This is a genomic window from Novilysobacter antarcticus (assembly GCF_019802285.1).
GTDB lineage: Bacteria > Pseudomonadota > Gammaproteobacteria > Xanthomonadales > Xanthomonadaceae > Novilysobacter > Novilysobacter antarcticus.
This window is the reverse complement of record NZ_JAIEUJ010000004.1, coordinates 281,275-298,191: the sequence shown is the minus strand read 5'-3', so window position 1 is coordinate 298,191 and position 16,917 is coordinate 281,275. Positions and strand designations below refer to the sequence as shown.

General features: G+C 64.3%; 16 protein-coding genes. 5 read left to right on the top strand and 11 right to left on the bottom strand.

Features of this window, described 5'->3' with window-relative positions; genetic code table 11:
- Positions 1-224: 224 nt before the first annotated feature.
- The 3 genes from KZ491_RS12665 to KZ491_RS12655 all read right to left on the bottom strand — a co-directional run bounded on the left by KZ491_RS12665 (position 225) and on the right by KZ491_RS12655 (position 5,200).
- Positions 225-2,684, bottom strand: coding sequence for a TonB-dependent receptor (locus tag KZ491_RS12665; RefSeq protein WP_222566209.1), 2,460 nt, complete (start codon positions 2,682-2,684; stop codon positions 225-227).
- A gap of 38 nt (positions 2,685-2,722) precedes the next feature.
- The gene (locus KZ491_RS12660) at positions 2,723-4,153 is read right to left on the bottom strand and encodes a flavin monoamine oxidase family protein (RefSeq protein WP_222566208.1); all 1,431 of its coding nucleotides are present in this window, start codon (positions 4,151-4,153) and stop codon (positions 2,723-2,725) included.
- A 165-nt stretch (positions 4,154-4,318) separates the two neighbouring features.
- Positions 4,319-5,200: a DUF1838 family protein gene (locus KZ491_RS12655; protein ID WP_222566207.1), complete on the bottom strand. Its 882-nt coding sequence runs from the start codon at positions 5,198-5,200 to the stop codon at positions 4,319-4,321.
- 193 nt (positions 5,201-5,393) lie between these two features.
- Here KZ491_RS12655 and KZ491_RS12650 point away from each other — a divergent pair, with 193 nt between their 5' ends.
- From KZ491_RS12650 to KZ491_RS12630, 5 genes are all read left to right on the top strand, one after another.
- Positions 5,394-6,578, top strand: a complete 1,185-nt coding sequence (locus KZ491_RS12650) for a class I SAM-dependent methyltransferase (RefSeq protein WP_043958745.1) — start codon at positions 5,394-5,396, stop codon at positions 6,576-6,578.
- The gene (locus tag KZ491_RS12645; RefSeq protein WP_222566206.1) at positions 6,575-6,955 is read left to right on the top strand and encodes a hypothetical protein; all 381 of its coding nucleotides are present in this window, start codon (positions 6,575-6,577) and stop codon (positions 6,953-6,955) included. The genes KZ491_RS12650 and KZ491_RS12645 overlap by 4 nt, the downstream gene beginning before the upstream one ends.
- Before the next feature lie 87 nt (positions 6,956-7,042).
- Complete coding sequence (locus tag KZ491_RS12640; protein WP_222566205.1) at positions 7,043-7,555, top strand: DUF3598 family protein; 513 nt, start codon at positions 7,043-7,045, stop codon at positions 7,553-7,555.
- A 71-nt stretch (positions 7,556-7,626) separates the two neighbouring features.
- On the top strand, positions 7,627-8,745 hold the full coding sequence (locus KZ491_RS12635; protein ID WP_222566204.1) for a nitrilase-related carbon-nitrogen hydrolase: 1,119 nt from the start codon (positions 7,627-7,629) through the stop codon (positions 8,743-8,745).
- A gap of 213 nt (positions 8,746-8,958) precedes the next feature.
- Positions 8,959-9,558, top strand: coding sequence for a cysteine hydrolase family protein (locus KZ491_RS12630; RefSeq protein WP_222566203.1), 600 nt, complete (start codon positions 8,959-8,961; stop codon positions 9,556-9,558).
- A 15-nt stretch (positions 9,559-9,573) separates the two neighbouring features.
- Here KZ491_RS12630 and KZ491_RS12625 read toward each other — a convergent pair whose 3' ends face one another.
- The 8 genes from KZ491_RS12625 to KZ491_RS12590 all read right to left on the bottom strand — a co-directional run bounded on the left by KZ491_RS12625 (position 9,574) and on the right by KZ491_RS12590 (position 16,917).
- The gene (locus KZ491_RS12625; protein WP_222566202.1) at positions 9,574-10,047 is read right to left on the bottom strand and encodes a YehS family protein; all 474 of its coding nucleotides are present in this window, start codon (positions 10,045-10,047) and stop codon (positions 9,574-9,576) included.
- A gap of 43 nt (positions 10,048-10,090) precedes the next feature.
- A complete protein-coding gene (locus tag KZ491_RS12620) occupies positions 10,091-11,236 on the bottom strand; it encodes a CaiB/BaiF CoA transferase family protein (protein WP_222566201.1) in 1,146 nt (381 codons plus the stop codon).
- Positions 11,237-11,266: 30 nt separating this feature from the next.
- Positions 11,267-12,454: a CaiB/BaiF CoA transferase family protein gene (locus tag KZ491_RS12615; RefSeq protein ID WP_222566200.1), complete on the bottom strand. Its 1,188-nt coding sequence runs from the start codon at positions 12,452-12,454 to the stop codon at positions 11,267-11,269.
- 15 nt (positions 12,455-12,469) lie between these two features.
- Positions 12,470-13,639 (bottom strand): acyl-CoA dehydrogenase family protein, encoded by a 1,170-nt coding sequence (locus KZ491_RS12610; RefSeq protein ID WP_222566199.1) that lies wholly within the window; start codon positions 13,637-13,639, stop codon positions 12,470-12,472.
- An 11-nt stretch (positions 13,640-13,650) separates the two neighbouring features.
- Positions 13,651-14,169 carry a MaoC family dehydratase gene (locus tag KZ491_RS12605; protein WP_222566198.1) on the bottom strand — a complete coding sequence of 173 codons (519 nt, stop codon included), beginning with the start codon at positions 14,167-14,169 and terminating at the stop codon, positions 13,651-13,653.
- An 86-nt stretch (positions 14,170-14,255) separates the two neighbouring features.
- Complete coding sequence (locus KZ491_RS12600; protein WP_222566197.1) at positions 14,256-15,125, bottom strand: HpcH/HpaI aldolase/citrate lyase family protein; 870 nt, start codon at positions 15,123-15,125, stop codon at positions 14,256-14,258.
- The gene (locus KZ491_RS12595; RefSeq protein WP_222566196.1) at positions 15,122-16,000 is read right to left on the bottom strand and encodes a polysaccharide deacetylase family protein; all 879 of its coding nucleotides are present in this window, start codon (positions 15,998-16,000) and stop codon (positions 15,122-15,124) included. The genes KZ491_RS12600 and KZ491_RS12595 overlap by 4 nt, the downstream gene beginning before the upstream one ends.
- Before the next feature lie 47 nt (positions 16,001-16,047).
- Positions 16,048-16,917 (bottom strand): SDR family NAD(P)-dependent oxidoreductase, encoded by an 870-nt coding sequence (locus tag KZ491_RS12590; protein WP_222566195.1) that lies wholly within the window; start codon positions 16,915-16,917, stop codon positions 16,048-16,050.

Genomic DNA, 16,917 nt, shown 5'->3' with positions numbered 1-16,917 from the left:
CGTGTCCTGCACGGCGCGCTCCTCCTCGGTCAGCAGGGAGCGGGTGTCGTACAGGTCGTAGGGATTGAGGGACATGGTCGGTCTTCTTGTGGAAAAAGCCACCCTTGGGGGCAGCCGGAATGGGGGAGGAACCTATCGGGGGACGGAGGACCCGCGCAGCTGCTACCAGCTGCGCGGGTATTCACACCGTATTACGGTGAAAACCACCGTTTAGATCGTGTTACTTAGAAGCGGTACTGAACTTCGATGCCGTACATGCGTGGCAGCGACGGCGACACCGCGAAGTCGGTCAGGTTGCCCGCCCCAGGACCGACCAGCGGCGGCACGTTGGGTGTCCAGACAGTTTTGGACGGGTCGAGCGTGCGCTGGACATCTTCCGGAGTGCGGTCGTTGAACGCGTTGGTCACGAAGGCGCTGACCTGAAGGGCGTCGTTGGGGCTCACGGCAAAACGGAAGTTGGTGCGCGTGGACGGGGCGATGCTGGCCAGGTTGTCCACCTGTACGTAGCGACGGCCCTCGTAGCTGGCATCACCGTAAGCCGTCCAGCCCCACCCATTGGAGAACGTGCCGTCGTACGTCAGGCCCAGGGACGCGGAGTGCTTGGGTGCGCGCGGAAGCGTGTTTCCAGCGGAACTGGCGCAGGCAGCACCACTGCTGGCGCTGGTGGGATCCGCGCAGAACAGGTCGGCCTGGGCCTGGCTGAAGAAGTTGATGATCTCAGCGTCGTTGTAGGAGTAGTTGAACGAACCCAACCAGCCCTGCGCGAACAGCCACTGGGTTTCCAGCTCGAAACCGCGGATACGCGTCTCACCGACGTTGGTGGTGTAGCTGGTCGAGAAAAAGCTGCCATCCTTGCGGGCCACTGCCCCTGTTTCGGTCAACTGCTGGTTGTCCCAGTTGATCTGGTAGAGGCTGGCATTGACGCGCAGGCTCTGATCGAGCCAATCCGACTTGATGCCCAGCTCGTAGTTGGTGGCTTCTTCCTCTTTAAACGACTCCAGGCCGCGGGCGATCAACTGGTCGCGGCCAGCGTCGCTCAGGTCGGCGCGGTAAACCGAAGTGTTGAAGCCACCCGGCTTGGTGCCCTCGGAGTACAGCCCGTAGATGTTGATGTTGTCAGCCGCCTGATAGGACAGGGTGACGCGCGGCGTGAAGCTTTTGAACTTCTCGGCCAACGAGTACGACTGACTGTACATCACACCGCCCAAAGGCTTGTTATCCGTGGCGGCCGCGCTGATCTCGTCCTGCGCGTAACGCCCTTCCGCCGATGCGGTCCACTGGTCGTTGATGCGCCAGTTCACCATGGCGTAGATCGCCTTGTTGATCGTCGAGTCCTGCGGGTTGGTCGGATACGGCGTGACGCTCTTGTTTCCCGGCAGGACGAAGCCGCTCAGGTCACCGAAAAAGCCGGGGTGCGAGGACTGGTTGTAGTAGTACAGGCCGAGCTTGCCCGACACTGGCAGCGACTGGTCGGTGCTGACACGCAAGTCCTGCGACCAGTCCATGAGGTTGGTCTGGTTGATGCTCTCAAACCCGCCGCCGAGACCACGCATGCTGCTGTAGTCCTGGTCGGTGCCCGCGTAGGTCACCGTCTCGTTGTAGGCCGAGGTGGAGGTGAAGTTCCAGCCGTTGTCAAAGGCGTAGTCGAACACCAGGCTGTTGCGGGACAGGTCGGTCTTGCGGCCCGGCATCCAGCCGGCCGCTACGAACTCGGAGGTGTTGATCCCGTATTCGTTCGGTCCCGGGATGTCACCACAGTAGTAGCCCTTCTTGCGCGAGGCGAGGACCGGGAAGCCGCCTGGTCCCACCCCGCCGGTGTACTCCGGCAGGTAGCAGTTCATCTTGTCGACGCCCAACAGGTCGATGGCGAAGTGACCGTCGCGGCTCTTCTGCCGCATCACGCGGGCAGTGATCTCCAGGTTGTCGATCGGCGCCCAGGCGGCGGCAGCCATGAAGCTTTGGGTCTCGGTGTCTCCAAGATCCGTCTTGCCCGAGTAGTCGTTGAAATAGATCGCGTCATTGCCGCGCTTGGTGAGGCTGAGGTCGTAGCCGAAGCTGCCGTCTTCACTGCCACCGGAATAGAAAACGCCGAGTTTTTCCGAACCGTAATTGCCGCCACCCAAAGTCACCTTGCCACCGACGGATGAACCCGGACGTTGGGTGATGAAGTTGACCGCGCCGGCGAATGTGCGACGACCGAACTCGGCCGACTGCGGGCCACGGATGACTTCGACGCGCTGGATGTTGTCCAAACCGTAGCTGGTGACATCACCGACCACGAAGATGCCGTCGATGAAGAAGGAGGCGTTCGGCTCGCCCTGGATGTTGGACATGCCGCGGATGACAGGACGATCGAAGCCACGGCCATAGCCGGAGCGGAACGAGAAGCTGGGCGTGATCGCTGCAATGTCATTCACGTCGACCAGGCCTTGCTCTTCGATCTGCTTGGAGGAGATGACGGAGATCGGGAGCGGTGCTTTCTGCAAGGATTCGGAAATGCCGCGCGCAGTGACGGTGACCGTGTCGAGCTGGGTCGCGGTGGCGTCGTATTCCGATGTCGCCGTGGCCGGCGGTGTCTGGTCGGCGGGTTGCGTCTCTGCCTGCTGGGCAAAGGCCTGTGGGGCGGCTACGAACAAGGTGGCCGCAATGCAGGCGCTCAGCAATTTCGGTCGGGGCGTAGTCATTATTTGGAACTCCAATGGGTCTGATTTTGGTTGTTGGGTCAGGCAGCCAGAACGGCGGCCACGGCTCGTTCACCGGACACGACCGCGGCTTCCATACCGGGCTTGTCCAACGCGTTGTGCTCACCGGCAAAGTGGATCCGTCCGAGACGCTTGCCGCTCCATTGCACGGTATCGGCCACTCGGCCTGGAGCGATTTCAGAAAAGGCACCGTCGGCGAAACGGTCATTGCCCCAGCCGCGCGTGGCCAGGGGTTCCAGTGCTCCTGCGCTGGCCGGGCGCAACTGGGCCAACTGGTCCATCGCCCACTGCATGCGCACGTCCGGCGCCAAGCGATCCGCCCGGTCGGCGGCCTCACCATTGAGCCAGACGATCAGGCGTTGGATGGTACCCGCGGAATCCGGAACCGCCATGACCCGTTGCAGTGGACCGTCGTTCCACATGTTTATCGGCAGGCCATCGCTTTCCCAGAACGGGCGCGTGGGGTGGAGGTGGATGGTGGTCACCGAGTTGCTCCGCCGCGCGGCCCACACGGCGGCCTGCTCGGCCGGCGGTAGCGGGTCGAGCCGGATCCGGCTCAGCGGACCGCTCGGAACGGTCATCACGACGTGGTCGGCGCGGAAGTGGCGCCCGTCCTTGCAGGTCACTTCAACACCACGGCGGTTCTGTTCCACGCCGAGCACTTCCATGCCCAGCAGCGGCGGCGCGTCCAGGGCTGCGGCCATCGCCTGCGGCAACGCCTGACTGCCTTTGGTGACCCAGCCCGGCGGCACGCGCGGAGCGCCCTGCAGCTCGGCCTGCCGACGTAGGGCGTCCAGCGCGCTGATGGTGCGCAGCGAGGTGTAGCTGTCGGCCACGTCCATCCAGTCCAGTGCCTGCGCGGACCAGCCCTCGGAAGCAAGGTAGTCGCGCAGCGGGATGTCGAGGGCGAGGTTGGCCGGGTCGTCCCAACCTTCGATCCGCTCAAGCGCCACTTCGGCCAGGGCCGCGTGCAGCAGGCTGGGTGGCGGCAACGCGTGCTCCCGGCCTTCCAGCGTATTGAGCGGACTGGTCGTCCAGTCTTCGCTGGAGACGATCTGACCGCCCAGCATCAGACCGGTCGGCAGCGGGCGGCCCCCGGGGCCCATCAGGTTGATGTCGGGCGGTGCGATTTCGATGCCGACCCGTTTGGCGTGGGCGCGGACGCGCTCGTAGCTTGCCCCCACCTGCACGCCGCCGATCTCGAAGCGCAGGCCCTTGCGCTCGATGGTGTGCAGGCGTCCGCCGATGCGGTCGTTGCCTTCGAGCACGGTGACGCGCGCGCCGGCATCCTGCAGCGCCTGCGCCGCGGCAAGCCCGGAGAGGCCGGCGCCGATGACGATGACATCGCTGCGCGGCTCGCCGCCGATGGGCGGCTTGGGCGTCGCCGCGCAACCGAGCACGCCCAGCATTGCCGCGCCGGCTGTGCCCTTGAGGAAGTGTCTTCTATCCATGGTTCAGCCCTGCCTGGCGCGAGGCAGGCGCGAGCGTATGCCGCGGGTGCGGCAACTCAATGGTGGGGACTGCAGTCTGGTCATACGCGTGATACCTGCCGGCTGGGAACGGGAGTAGTCATTAGCTTGCCCGGGGGGAGGGAGGAGCTGATTACTTGCCGCTCGTTACTTGGCTTTCTTGGCCTGCTGCTGGCTCTCGTGCCACTGCTTATAGACCGTCCAGCTGGTCATGTTTGGCTGGATCCACTCCTTCGGCGCGGTGGCGTACTCCGGGTAGGTCGTGCGCACGCGCTCCTGGATGTCCGCGGGAAGCTCGGCGATGGAGGCCTTCTTGTTGCCCTGGGCGATGTACAACAGTCCGCCCGGCGCCTGGCCCATTTCCATCCACGGCAACCACGGACCGGTCCGGGTCCAGCCATAGGTCGCGGGCGCCTGGGTGAGGGACGGGTCTTCGATGGCCGCACGGGGAGTGAAGAACATGAAGTGCTCCGAACCCATGTACATCTCGCCGGACGACTGCTTGGGGAAGTCCTTCGGCGACAGCGGGTTGGGATAGGTCAACGGGATGTTCATCGTCAGCATCAGCTGGTCGCCGGCTTCCACCCAAGACACGGTCGACGGGCGGCCCGGCGGGTTGAGCACGTTGTTGACCGGGTCGTTGGCGACCTGCAACACCTCGTTGCGCTCACCGGTCATGGGGTTGTCCCACTGGTCGATGATCTTTCCGGTCTTCAGGTCGCGGTAGAACGTCAGCTCACGCGTCAGCAGGCGCCAGGTGCCGTCGGCCTGCTTCTCGGCGCGACAGATGTTGTAGCCCTCGAAACCCAGCAGCGCAGAGGGTGCTTTTTCCGGCAACTGCGCGAAAACCGTGCCCGACCACCACAGGATCACGTCCTCCTTCGGGTCCAGCGAACAGCGCATCTTGACCATCGAATCGATGTTGCCGATATCCGTCGCCGGCTGCGCGGCGGATGTCGCCGACTGGGCCAAGGCGGAGGGCACAAAGGCACTTGTCGCAAGGGCCATCACGGAGAAGAGTCGCAGCATGCGGATACCTCGTTGGAGTTCGGAATGGACGGGATAAACGATGGCTCTCACCACCGCGGAAAACGGGACCAGAAAGATGAACGCGCCTTGACCGCAACCCCCTAGATGACATATAGCTATAACATTAGTTCATGATTGTCCAGTCATTTGCTCTACGACAATCCCGATGCACCAAAACTGAATGGAGCACACCATGTCCCAGCAAGCCCTTCCCCCGAGCTGGCAGCACGTAGGTCGCCACGACGTGTTCCCGAGCAGCGGCCACGACGACACCGCCCGCTTCGACTTCCTTGCCAATCTCAATGGGTACCTGGCGACCCGGTTGAGCCCGAAGGTTCGCGTGGCCTACGACAAGCGGGTCAAGCCGGCCTTTGAGGCGGCCCAGGGTCGCGCGCCGGAGACCCGTCACGAGGTCCGCAAGGCGATGGTCGGCGATCCGATCTACCAGACCTGGAGCGCGCTGCGTCGCAACTCGATGGAGATGCGCCAGCAGGCCGGACGCGGACTGGTGCTGCGGCAGTTGGCGCCGCTGGTCGACAAGGCCCGCGAGCTCAACGAAGGCTCGCCGAACCTGCAGCTGGACCCTTCGGTGAAGGTGCCCCGCCACGTCAGCGCGGTGGACATCCACTGCATGCCCGGCGGCTACCACACCGAGCTGGTCAAGGACGATATCTCCGCAGGCGCCAACTACGACGCCGGCATCTTCGCGACCACCGGCGGGATGCTGGGGCGCTTCAACGATGGCGGTGGCCAGGCGCTCGCGCAGTGGCTGAAGAAGGAGCACCCGGACTTCAAGCCGCGACGGATCCTCGACCTGGGCTGTACCGTCGGCCACAACGTGGTGCCGCTGGCGCAGGCCTTCCCGGATGCCGAAGTGATCGCGGTTGACGTATCGGCGCCGATGCTGCGCTACGGCCATGCGCGGGCACGCTCGATGGGCGTGGACAATCTGGTGTTCCGTCAGGCCGATGCCGAATCGCTGGACTATCCTGATGGCCACTTCGACATCATCAGCACCGCGATGTTCTGGCACGAGAGCTCGGCCAAGTCGATGCCCAAGACCCTGAAGGAGGTGTATCGCCTGCTGGCAGACGGCGGCCTCTCGGCCAATCTGGAACAGCCCCAGTACCACGGGATGGACCCGTACGAGGCCTTCGTGCGCGACTGGGACGCGTACAACAACAACGAGCCGTTCTGGAGCGTCATGCACGAGTACGACCTGCGCGCGATGATGGCTGCGGCCGGATTCGACGACAGCAAGTACTTCGAGACCACGGTGGCTGGCGTGGTCGATCGCAGCATCTTCCCGGAGGCCAGCAATGACGGCGAGGACTACGGCCGCGCCGCCCTGTGGACCATGTTTGGAGCGTGGAAATGAGTGAACTTCCCAACATCGAAGATATCGATCCGATCGCTCTCGCAGGTACCCGCGCGAAGGGCAAGCGCCCCTACTTCTTCAAGGATCCCGACGTGGAGCGCGTGCTGTCGATCGCGATGGTGATCGCGATGGAGCACGCCGTGACCCGACAGCGACTGGACGCGCTGGAGCGGCTGATCGAATCCAAGGGCGTGGCCACCCGCGCCGAGCTGGATGCCTTCAAGCCCGACGCCGACGCCGAAGCTGAGCGCACCATCTGGATGCAGGAATACATTGCCCGCGTGCTGCGCATCGTGCAGCAGGAAACCGAGGCGCTGGAGTCCGGCTCCAAGGAGCCACCGATGGCCGACCTGATCGCGCAGATGCGCGACGAGTAACCCGGGCTTGGCGGCGCGGCACCCGCTGCGCTGCACGGCCACCCACACCCGCTACAGACATACCCAAGCAAGCAACAAGGACCACCAATGACCGACCTCAAACTGCACATGCCCGCTCTCGCCCGCCACGAAGGCGTCTGGGACGGCATGTACCGCTATTACGACGCCGAAGGCAACAAGACCGACGAGCATGCCTCGCGTCTGGTCTGCCGGATTACCGGCGACGATGCCGTCCCGTACCACCAGACCAACAACTACAGTTGGGCCGATGGCAAAACCGAAGTGCGCGACTTCAAGACCACCTACTCCTTTGGCCGGATCATCTTCGATAACGAGCTGATCTACGGCTGGTGCACCGAGATCCCCGCCGACGACTTCCACCGCACCCTGATGCTGTACTGGCAGCGCAAGGGCGAAGAGGGCCTGGAGCTGTACGAAATGATCCAGCTGTCGGACTGCGGCAACCTGCGCAACCGCGTCTGGCATTGGTACAAGAAGGGCGTGCTGATCCAGCGCACGCTGATTGACGAAAAACGTGCCAGCCACAACTGGCGGCAGATCACCGGCGACAGCTTTGCCGGCGAGGCCCTGGAGCCCTGATCGATTCGTAGAGGCACCCACCTTTCCCGGCACCACGGCAATGGCGTGGTGCCCCTGAGTAGAGATCAGACATGGCCCTTCGCAATATGCAACTGAACGTTCTGGCGTCCGCGCCCCTGAAAATCCTCACCGTGGCGCTGCTCATGACCACCGCGTGCGCACACTCCACCACGCTGGTCGAGAAGGATGGCAGCTACGCAACCGTGCCACTGGAAAAGGACAAAGTCGTCGTGAAGGTTGTGCAAAACCTCACGCGTAACCTGCAGGACTTTCCCAACGTCCGAGAGGGCCTTGACCACAATCTGAATCAGATGACGCGCCTCACGCAGCAGGCGTGCACCACTGGAAAAAAACCCGACTTCATTTTGTTCAATGAATTCCCTCTAACCGGTTATTCAGAGGGAACACGGGAAGAGAAACTGCAGTTCACCATTCAAATTCCGGGCCCTGAAACCGAAGCGCTCGGCAAGCTCGCGAAAGAGTGCGACACCTACATCATATTCGGCAGCTACGCTCGGGATGACGCCTGGCCGGGGCATATCCTCAGCCTAAACGCGGTGATCGGCCGCGATGGCAAGGTCGCTGAAAAGTTCTGGAAGACCCGGAACGTCAAGAACTACCAGCCGGATTCCGAGATCCCGACCACCACGATCGAGAACGTCTACGACCGCTACGTGGCGATGTACGGCGAGGAAGAACTGTTCCCGGTGCTGCGGACCGAATACGGCAACATCGCGGTGAGCACGGTCCAGCGCGACACCATGGTGTTCAACGCTTTCGCGATGCGTGGAGTGGAAATCATGTTCCGCACGTCCACGCTGTTCTCCAAGCTTGACGTCATGGCGACCGCCAGTTTCAACAACTTCTATTCCGCGATGTCGAACATCAACTTCCCGGCGGATAGCGAGTGGGCCCATATGGGTGGCCAATCCCTGATCGTCGACCCCCAGGGCAAAGTACTGGCAGAGGATCCGAGCAACAACGAAGGCATCATTGAAGCTGAAATTGATATCGCCGCGCTGCGCAAGGGCCGGAAGATCCCCGATTACCCGATGGATGTAACCCGCCCCGTCTTCGCGCAGTACGTGCCGGCGTTCCCACTTAACCACCTGGATGTGCCGATTGAGGAGCTTCCCGATAACGGCGCGGAAATGAAGGTGCTGATGGACAAGGCGAGTCGCTGGAAGTAGGCGGCGAGGGGTCGGGTCCGCGCCGCAGATATCCCGGCGCGGGCTGAACCACAAAGCAGACCGCCGGCGCATGCGCTCCGGCGGTTTTTGTTTGGCTGAATCTGCATGGAGTCGGACATGTCATCGCCACGATCCGGAGAGTTGCCTCTCCCAAAGGTGACCACGAGCGGAGCGCAAACGCAGAGAACGAGCCGATCGGAATTGCTGGCCGAAGTGCTCCAACTTCCTGCGCGTACTGCGGTGATCGTTATCGACATGCAGCGCGACTTCTGCTCGCCCCATGGCGCCTTCGCACGGGCCGGAATCGATATCGCCGCCAACCAGGGCATCGTGGCGCCGGCGAACGCCTTCGTCGGCCAACTCCGCGCCTTCGGCGTCCAGGTGGTGTGGATCAAGCAACTGGCGTCTCCCCACCACATGTCGCCCGCCATCGGGCGGCGCCTTCGCCGCGCGCCGGAACGTCTGGACCTGTGCCGACACGGAAGCGCCGGCGCCGAGCTGGCCGAAGGCCTGCAGGTGGAAGCCTCAGACGCCATCGTGGAGAAATACCGATACAGCGCGTTCTTCGGTTCTTCCCTGGACCAGGTGCTGCGCAGCGGCGGTGTTCAGACCGTTGTCCTCATCGGGACTGCGGCAAACGGCTGTGTCGACTCCACCGCAAGAGATGCCGCCCAACTCGATTACGACGTTGTCATAGCCGAGGATCTGACCGGGTACACCGACGCAGCACTCGCGAGTGCTTCCCTAAAGAACCTGGACCGGCATTTCGCGTTCGTTTGCCAGTCCACCGATATCCTCAGCCACTTGGGCTGAGGCTGGCGCGAACGCTCACTCCGCGCCGCGGACGCGCAACGTCAGGCCCTTGAGGAAGTTGCGCAGCAGCTGATCGCCGCACAGGCGGAAGTGCTTGTGTCCTGGCTGGCGGAACAGCGCGGTCAGCTCCGGCTTGGAAATCGGAAACCCGGAGCCGGCGAAGATTTCGTGCATGTCGACGTCCTTCAGCTGGAAGGCGACGCGCAGCTTCTTCAGCACCACGTTGTTGGTGACCCGCTTCTCGACCGGGCGCGGCGGGAGGCTCTCGTCGCGACCGCGGTAATGCAGCACCAGGCCGTCCAGCACGTGGGCCAGTATCCGGTCGGAGCAGGCGACGAAGCCTTCCTCGTCCTCGCGCTTGAGCAGCGCCGGCACATCATCCTTGTCGAGCGGGAACTCCGGATCGGCCAGCTTCGCCAGATCCACCACCATGCCGTCACTGAGATCGAGCATGTAGCGGATGCTGCGTAATACGTCGTTGTTGATCATGCGGGGGATTTTCGCACCAAACGGGTGGCAACGGTTTGCCCCGCTAAAGACCAAGCTCCGCAAGTACGTCGGCCGTCGACTCGCCCAGCTCATCCAGCCGCGGATCGATTCGTCCCGGCTCGTTGGCAAACCGGATCGGAATGCCCAAGTGGGTGCCGCCGTCCGGCGCCGTCCAGACCATCTCACGCGCGCGGGTGTGCGGGTCGTTGAAGGCTTCGGTCAGCGTCTTCACCGGTGCCCAGCAGACGTCCAATGGCTCAAGGAAGGCGACCCACTCTTCCAGGGTGCGGGTGGCGAAGGTCTCGGCCAGAAAGGCCTTGACCGGATCCTGCCCCGGGCCCGGCGGGAGGCGGCACAACGGCGCCAGGTCAGGCCGCTCCAGCGCGTCCAGCAGGTTGTCGGCGAACTTGTGCTCGGCGCCGCCCAGCGCGAGCCAGCGGTCGTCGCTGCAGCGGTACAGCCGGTACAGCGCGTTGCCGCCCCAGCTGCGCTCGTCCTTGACCACCGGGTCGCGGTGCTCGGCGAATGGTGGACCCAGCACGTTGGGCAGCCACGCCATCAGCGCGTCCTGCATGGACAGGTCGATGTAATCGCCCGACCCGGTTTTCTCGCGGCGGTACAGGGCCATCAGGATCGCCGACAGCGCCATCAGCGAGCCGGCCATGTCGGCCACCGGCATGTGCGGCGAGGCGGGCGAGCCGTCGGGGCCCAGGTTGAGGCTGACCACGCCGCTGTCGGCCTGCATCGCCAGATCGTGCGCGGGCCGCTGGACCTTCGGGCCGGTCTGGCCGTAGGCGCTGATTGAGCAGTAGACGATGGCCGGGTTGAGCGCGCGGCAACTGTCGTAATCGATGCCCAGCCGCTTGGCCACACCCGGACGGAACGCCTCGACCACCACGTCGGCGCGCTCGACCAGCCGCGCGAACGCCGCTTTGCCGGTCTCGCTCTTGAGGTCGAGCACGATGCAACGCTTGCCGCGGTGGGTATTGCGGAACCAGGTCGACACGCCGGCCTGCTTCAGGCCGACCTCGCGGACTGGCTCGCCGCTCGGTGGCTCGACCTTGATCACGTCCGCGCCGTGGTCGGCCATCATCATCGTCAGATGCGGCCCGGGCAGGAACAGCGACAGGTCAAGAACGCGCACGCCTTCCAGTTTCATCGTCGACTCCAGCAAAACGGGGCGCATCATGCGCCCCTCCCGGTTATTAAATAACGAGGCTCAGACCACGCCCTGCTCGACCAGCCGTGCACGATCCTCGGCGCTGTAGCCCAGCTCGGCCAGCAACGCGTCGGCATCGGCGCTCAGCGGCGGGCAGGCGATGCCGTCCAGACGCTGACCGTCGAGCTTGATCGGGTTGCGCAGCATCCGCTGTGCGCCCTGAGGATGGTCTACCGATTGCAGCATGCCGATGCGTTCGACATACGGATTGTCCAGCGCCTGGGCGATGTCATACACCGGTGCGATCGGAATGCGGCCGGCAAACTTCTCCGTCCAGTACGCGGTGTCGTGCTGCATCAACGCCTCGTCCACCAATGGGGTCAGCGCCTCGCGGTGTTCGCGGCGGGCCGGGAAGTCGGTAAAGCGCGGATCGGTGCCCAGCTGCGGACGGTCGATGCCGGCGATGAAGGTCTGCCAGAACTTCTCCAGCATGCACATCACCATCACCCAGCCATCGCTGGTGCGGTACACCTGACACGGCACCGTGCTGGGATGCGCGGAGCGCTCCAGACGGGTCGTCTCGTGGCCTTCGTTGAGGTACCACGTGGCCGGGTAGCTGAGCTGGTGCAGAGCCACGTCGAACAGGCTGACGTCGACGTCGCGCCCCTGCCCGCTGCGCATCGCGCCGACCAGCGCGGCCAGCAGGCCCATCGCCATCGTCGTACCGGTCATGAAGTCGACCATCGACAGGCCGAACCGCGCCGGCGGCTGGCCGGGCTCGCCGGTCAAGGCCATGAAGCCGGCCTCGGCCTGCATCAGGTAGTCGTAGCCCGGCCACGCCGCCCGCTCGTTGTCGCGCCCGTAGGCCGACAGGTGGGCACAGACGATCTTCGGGTTGACCTTGCCCAGGGTGGCGTAGTCCAGCCCCAGCTTGCCCGGCTGGTCGCCGCGCAGGTTGTTGAGCACCGCATCGGCGGTGCCGACCAGCTTCTCGAATATCTCGCGGCCCTCGGCGCTCTTCAGATCCAACCGCAACGAATGCTTGTTGAGGTTGAAGGTCTGGAAGAACTGGCTGTCGCCTTCGCCGAGGAAATACGGACCGGTGGCCCGGGAGACGTCGCCGCCGGGTGGCGATTCGATCTTGATCACTTCCGCGCCCAGGTCGGCCAGATGCATCGACCCGTACGGCCCGGCGCCGTATTGTTCGACGGCGAGGATGCGCACGCCGTTCAGTGGAAGCTCACTCATTGATCCGACTCCGGCCTAGATCGCGTTGCGGGCGACCAGCTGCTTGGCGATGATGATTTTCTGCATCTCGTTGGTGCCCTCGCCGATGCACATCAGCAGGGCGTCGCGGTGGAAGCGCTCGATTTCGTACTCGGTGGAGTAGCTGTAGCCACCGAAGATGCGCATGCCTTCCTGTGCGCAGTACGCGCCGGTCTCGGTCGCGAAGTACTTGGCCATGCCCGCCTCCATGTCGCAGCGCTCGCCCTTGTCGAAGGCCTTGGCGGCGCTTTCGATCAGGAGCTTGGAGGCCTCGACCTTGGACGCCATCTCGCCCAGCTTGAGCTGGATCGCCTGGTGCTCGGCGATCGGCACGCCGAAGGTCTTGCGCTCCTGCGCGTAGCGCACCGACAGGCGCAGCGCGCCTTCGGCGATGCCGCAACCGCGTGCCGCCACGTTGATCCGGCCGAGCTCCAGGCCACCCAGGGTCTGCTTGAAGCCCTGGCCTTCCACCCCGCCGAGCAGACGGTTGGCCGGCACCTTGTAGTTCTCGAACACCAGCTCGCAGGTGTCGATGGAGCGGTAGCCGCTCTTCTTCATCTTCTTGGAGATGATGAAGCCATCGCCCTTCTCGGCGATCAGCATGCTCATGCCCTTGTAACGCGGCTGCGCATTCGGGTCGGTCTTGACCAGCAACAGGATCATGTCGCCGTTGAGCGAGTTGGTGATCCAGGTCTTGGCGCCATTGACGACGTAGTGGTCGCCTTCCAGCTTGGCGACGGTACGGATCGCCTGCAGGTCGGTACCGGCATTGGGCTCGGTCAAGCCGATGCCGCCGCGCAGCTCGCCGGTTGCCATCTTGGGCAGGTAGTGCTGCTTCTGCTCCTCGGTCCCGGCGCGCTCAATGGCCGAGGCCATGATGAGGTGCGAGTTGAAGATGCCGGTCGGCGCCATCCACACTGCCGAGATGCGGATCACGATCTTGGCGTAGATGCTGGCCGGCAGGCCAAGGCCGCCGTATTTTTGCGAGATGGTCGCGCCAAACAGGCCGAGGTCCTTCATTTCCTCGACCAGCTCGTGCGGGTACTTGTCTTCCAGGTCGTACTCGCGCGCAATCGGTGCGACCGACTTCTCGATCCAGCTATCGATGGTGTCCAGCAGCGCCTGCTCGTCCTCGGCGCTCCACTCGGCATTCGTCTCGTTGCTCATGGCATCAATACTCAGTAGTTGACCTTGTCTTCAACCGAGTGACCCTGCTTGGCGATCAGCATGGTGCGGTTGAAGGTGCACACGATCTTGCCGTCCTGGTTCAGGCCGATGGTGCTGCAGGTGACGATGCCGGCGCCGGGGCGCGACTTGGACTCGCGCTTTTCCAGCACGGTCGACTCGGCGTACAGGGTATCGCCCACGAACAGCGGATGGGTCATCTTGATTTCCGACCAGCCCAGGTTGGCCACGGCCTTCTGGCTGACGTCAGTGACGCTCATGCCGACCATCAGGGCAACGGTGAAGGGCGAGCAGACGATGATCTTGCCGAACTCGGAGGCCTTGGCGTACTCCTTGTCGAAGTGCATCGGGTGCGTGTTCATCGTCAGCAGGGTGAACCAGGTGTTGTCGGTCTCGGTGATCGTGCGGCCCGGGCGGTGCTCGTACGTATCACCGACCGTGAACTCCTCGAAGAAGCGACCGAACGTCTCGCGGTAACGGTTCTCACCGACTTTCTTGGCTGTCTGGACCATGGGGGGTTCCTGTTGTCTGGGAAGCTGGGTGGGAGGTATGAAACGGGAAGCAACAACGGGTGGTGGAGCGGTGTGTCGGGCGATGATCAGTCCTGACGCGCGCCATGTACGCCCAGCGCGATGGCGCGCTCGGCGGCAATCTCAATTGGTCGGTCTACGAGTTTTCCGTCCAGCTGGATCGCCTCGCCGCGATTGGCCTGCAGCGCGGCGACCACCCGCTTGGCGCGTTCGAGCTCCTCGGCGGTGGGCAGGTAACGCTGCTGGATCGGATCAACCTGCGCCGGATGGATCGCAGCCTTGGCGGTGAAGCCCAGCGCGATCACGCGGTCGGTCTCGGCAACCAGTCCGGCCTCGTCCTTGATGTCCAGATACGGGACGTCGATGCAGCCGATGCCGGCTTCGGCAGCGATAACGGCCAGCTGCACGCGCGGATGGAAGAAGCTTTCCCAGCTGGCGCGGCCGCGCAGGGCGACGATGAAGTCAAAGCCGCCAAACATCAGCGCCTGCAGGCGCGGCGTGGCCCGGGCGAGCTCGCGGGCATCCAGCAGCCCGCGCGGGGTCTCGATCTGGGCGATCAGCCCGGTGTCGGAACCGGCCAGAACGGCATCAGCGTCCAGCAACTCCTGCACGGTCTCGACCTTGGGCAGCATCACGAACGCCGGCGCCAGGCCGGACGCCTTGAGCTCGGCCAGATCCTTGCGACCCAGCTCGGTGGAGAGCGGATTCAGACGCAGGCCGATTTCGCTGTACGACTCGGGGGCGTCGGCCAGGAAGGCGAACACCGAGGCGCGCGCGCTGTCCTTGTCGCCCGGCGCGACCGCGTCCTCCAGATCGATGCAGACCTGGTCGGCACCCGTGGCAACGGCCTTGGCATAGCGCTCCGGACGCGAACCGGGTACGAACAGCAGGCAGCGGCGCGGATTGACGACGGCAGAACCGTTCGACGGCGTGCTCATACGGTGACCACCTGCTTGTCACTGTTGGCGACGAAGTGTTCGGCGATGCCGCGACGGGTCGCGTACCAGACCTTGGGTTTGCTGGCCACGTACTGGAAGAACTTCTCCAGCGCACCGATCCGGCCGGGCCGTCCGATGATCCGCAGGTGCAGGCCGATCGACATCATGCGCGGCGCATGGGCACCTTCCTCATACAGGGTGTCGAAGCTGTCGATCGCGTAGTCCAGCCAGTCCTTGGGCAGGTAGGAAGGCGCGAGCCACATCTTCATGTCATTGGTGTCCAGCTGGTAGGGCACGATCACCATCGGCTCGTCGGAACCCTCCACCGGCGCCCAGAACGGCGCGTCGGCCGAGTAGTCGTCCATGTGGTACAGGAAGCCTTCTTCCTGCAGCAGCCGGCGGGTGTCGGCCGTGTGCAGGTAACGCGACAGCCAGCCCACCGGGCGGGTGCCGGTGGTGCGCTCGATGCTGTCGGCAGCCTTGCGGATGAACTCGCGCTCCTGCTCCTGGTTGAGGCGGAACTGGTGGATCCAGCGCCAGCCGTGGGAACAGGTCTCGTGGCGGCTGCCGTGCAGGTACGCGGCGATCTCCGGGGCGCGCTCCAATGACAGCGCCGCCGCGGTATAGGTCGTCGTCACGTCGTACTTGTCCAGCAGCGCGGCGACGCGCGCATGGCCTTCCTTGACGCCGTAGCGGTAGTTGGACTCGTTGCCGTAGTTGCGGATCGGCTTGGTCAGGCTGACCGACAGCTCATCGACGGGCTCGGTGATCTTGTCACCCTCGCCAATGCTGTACTCGGAGCCTTCCTCAACATTGACCACGACCGACAGTGCCAGTCGTGCATCGTTGGGCCAGGCGTAGGTTGTTGGGGACATCGAACCCTCCGGTTCTTGAAATGGTGGTCGGCGTGGAAAGGCAGCCGTCAGTGGGTTTCTTCGCCGCCGGAGACGTTCATCGCCTCACCGGTGATGTAGGCGCCGTCGTCGGAGCAGAGGAACGCGCAAGCCGCTGCCGTGTCTGATGGCAGACCGGCGCGGCCCAGTGGAATGCGCGCGCGCATCTGGGCCAGGTACTCATCCACACTCAGGCCGCGCAGCTTGGCGAAGTACTCGTTCTGCCAGGCGCCCAGGCCGGTGGTGACGTGGTTGGGACAGATCGCGTTGGCGGTGATGCCGTGCCCGCCCAGCTCGATCGCGCTGACCCGGGTCAGGCCGACCACGCCGTGCTTGGAGGAACAGTACGCACCGGCATGCGGCACGCCGGACTTGGCTGCCTGCGAGGCGATGTTGACGATGCGTCCGCCGCGCCCCTGGGCGATCATCGCCTTCCCCGCGTGCTTGGTGCACAGGAAGGTGCCGCGCAGGTTGACCCCGAGCACCGCGTCCCATTCCGCCACATCCATATCAACGATGGATTTCATCAGGTAGCCGATGCCGGCGTTGTTGACCAGGATGTCGATGCCGCCGAAACGCTCGACCGTTCTGGCGATCACCGCCTCGACCTGGCTTTCCTCCAGCACGTCCAGCGCCATCGCGATGCACTCGCCCCCGGCGGCGGTGATCGCGGCGGCGGTACGCGCCATTTCCTCGTCGGTGCCGATCGCATCGACCGGCATCTCCTCGCCGCGGCCCTGGCCGATATCGGTGATCACCACCTTGCAGCCCTCGGCGGCGAGGCGGCGGGCGATGCCCTCGCCCAGGCCGCCGGCGCGGCCGGCACCGGTGATCAGGGCGACCTTGCCCTTGAGTTCGCTGTAGCGCGGTGACGGCAACGGGGAGGTTTCAGCGGTCAT

Coding starts and splice junctions, on each gene's coding strand:
- KZ491_RS12615 (WP_222566200.1), bottom strand. CDS start 12,454: ATGAGTGAGCTTCCACTGAACGGCGTGCGCATCCTCGCCGTCGAACAA.
- KZ491_RS12595 (WP_222566196.1), bottom strand. CDS start 16,000: ATGTCCCCAACAACCTACGCCTGGCCCAACGATGCACGACTGGCACTG.
- KZ491_RS12650 (WP_043958745.1), top strand. CDS start 5,394: ATGTCCCAGCAAGCCCTTCCCCCGAGCTGGCAGCACGTAGGTCGCCAC.
- KZ491_RS12665 (WP_222566209.1), bottom strand. CDS start 2,684: ATGACTACGCCCCGACCGAAATTGCTGAGCGCCTGCATTGCGGCCACC.
- KZ491_RS12605 (WP_222566198.1), bottom strand. CDS start 14,169: ATGGTCCAGACAGCCAAGAAAGTCGGTGAGAACCGTTACCGCGAGACG.
- KZ491_RS12660 (WP_222566208.1), bottom strand. CDS start 4,153: ATGGATAGAAGACACTTCCTCAAGGGCACAGCCGGCGCGGCAATGCTG.
- KZ491_RS12645 (WP_222566206.1), top strand. CDS start 6,575: ATGAGTGAACTTCCCAACATCGAAGATATCGATCCGATCGCTCTCGCA.
- KZ491_RS12590 (WP_222566195.1), bottom strand. CDS start 16,917: ATGACCGCTGAAACCTCCCCGTTGCCGTCACCGCGCTACAGCGAACTC.
- KZ491_RS12600 (WP_222566197.1), bottom strand. CDS start 15,125: ATGAGCACGCCGTCGAACGGTTCTGCCGTCGTCAATCCGCGCCGCTGC.
- KZ491_RS12610 (WP_222566199.1), bottom strand. CDS start 13,639: ATGAGCAACGAGACGAATGCCGAGTGGAGCGCCGAGGACGAGCAGGCG.
- KZ491_RS12640 (WP_222566205.1), top strand. CDS start 7,043: ATGACCGACCTCAAACTGCACATGCCCGCTCTCGCCCGCCACGAAGGC.
- KZ491_RS12655 (WP_222566207.1), bottom strand. CDS start 5,200: ATGCTGCGACTCTTCTCCGTGATGGCCCTTGCGACAAGTGCCTTTGTG.
- KZ491_RS12625 (WP_222566202.1), bottom strand. CDS start 10,047: ATGATCAACAACGACGTATTACGCAGCATCCGCTACATGCTCGATCTC.
- KZ491_RS12635 (WP_222566204.1), top strand. CDS start 7,627: ATGGCCCTTCGCAATATGCAACTGAACGTTCTGGCGTCCGCGCCCCTG.
- KZ491_RS12620 (WP_222566201.1), bottom strand. CDS start 11,236: ATGATGCGCCCCGTTTTGCTGGAGTCGACGATGAAACTGGAAGGCGTG.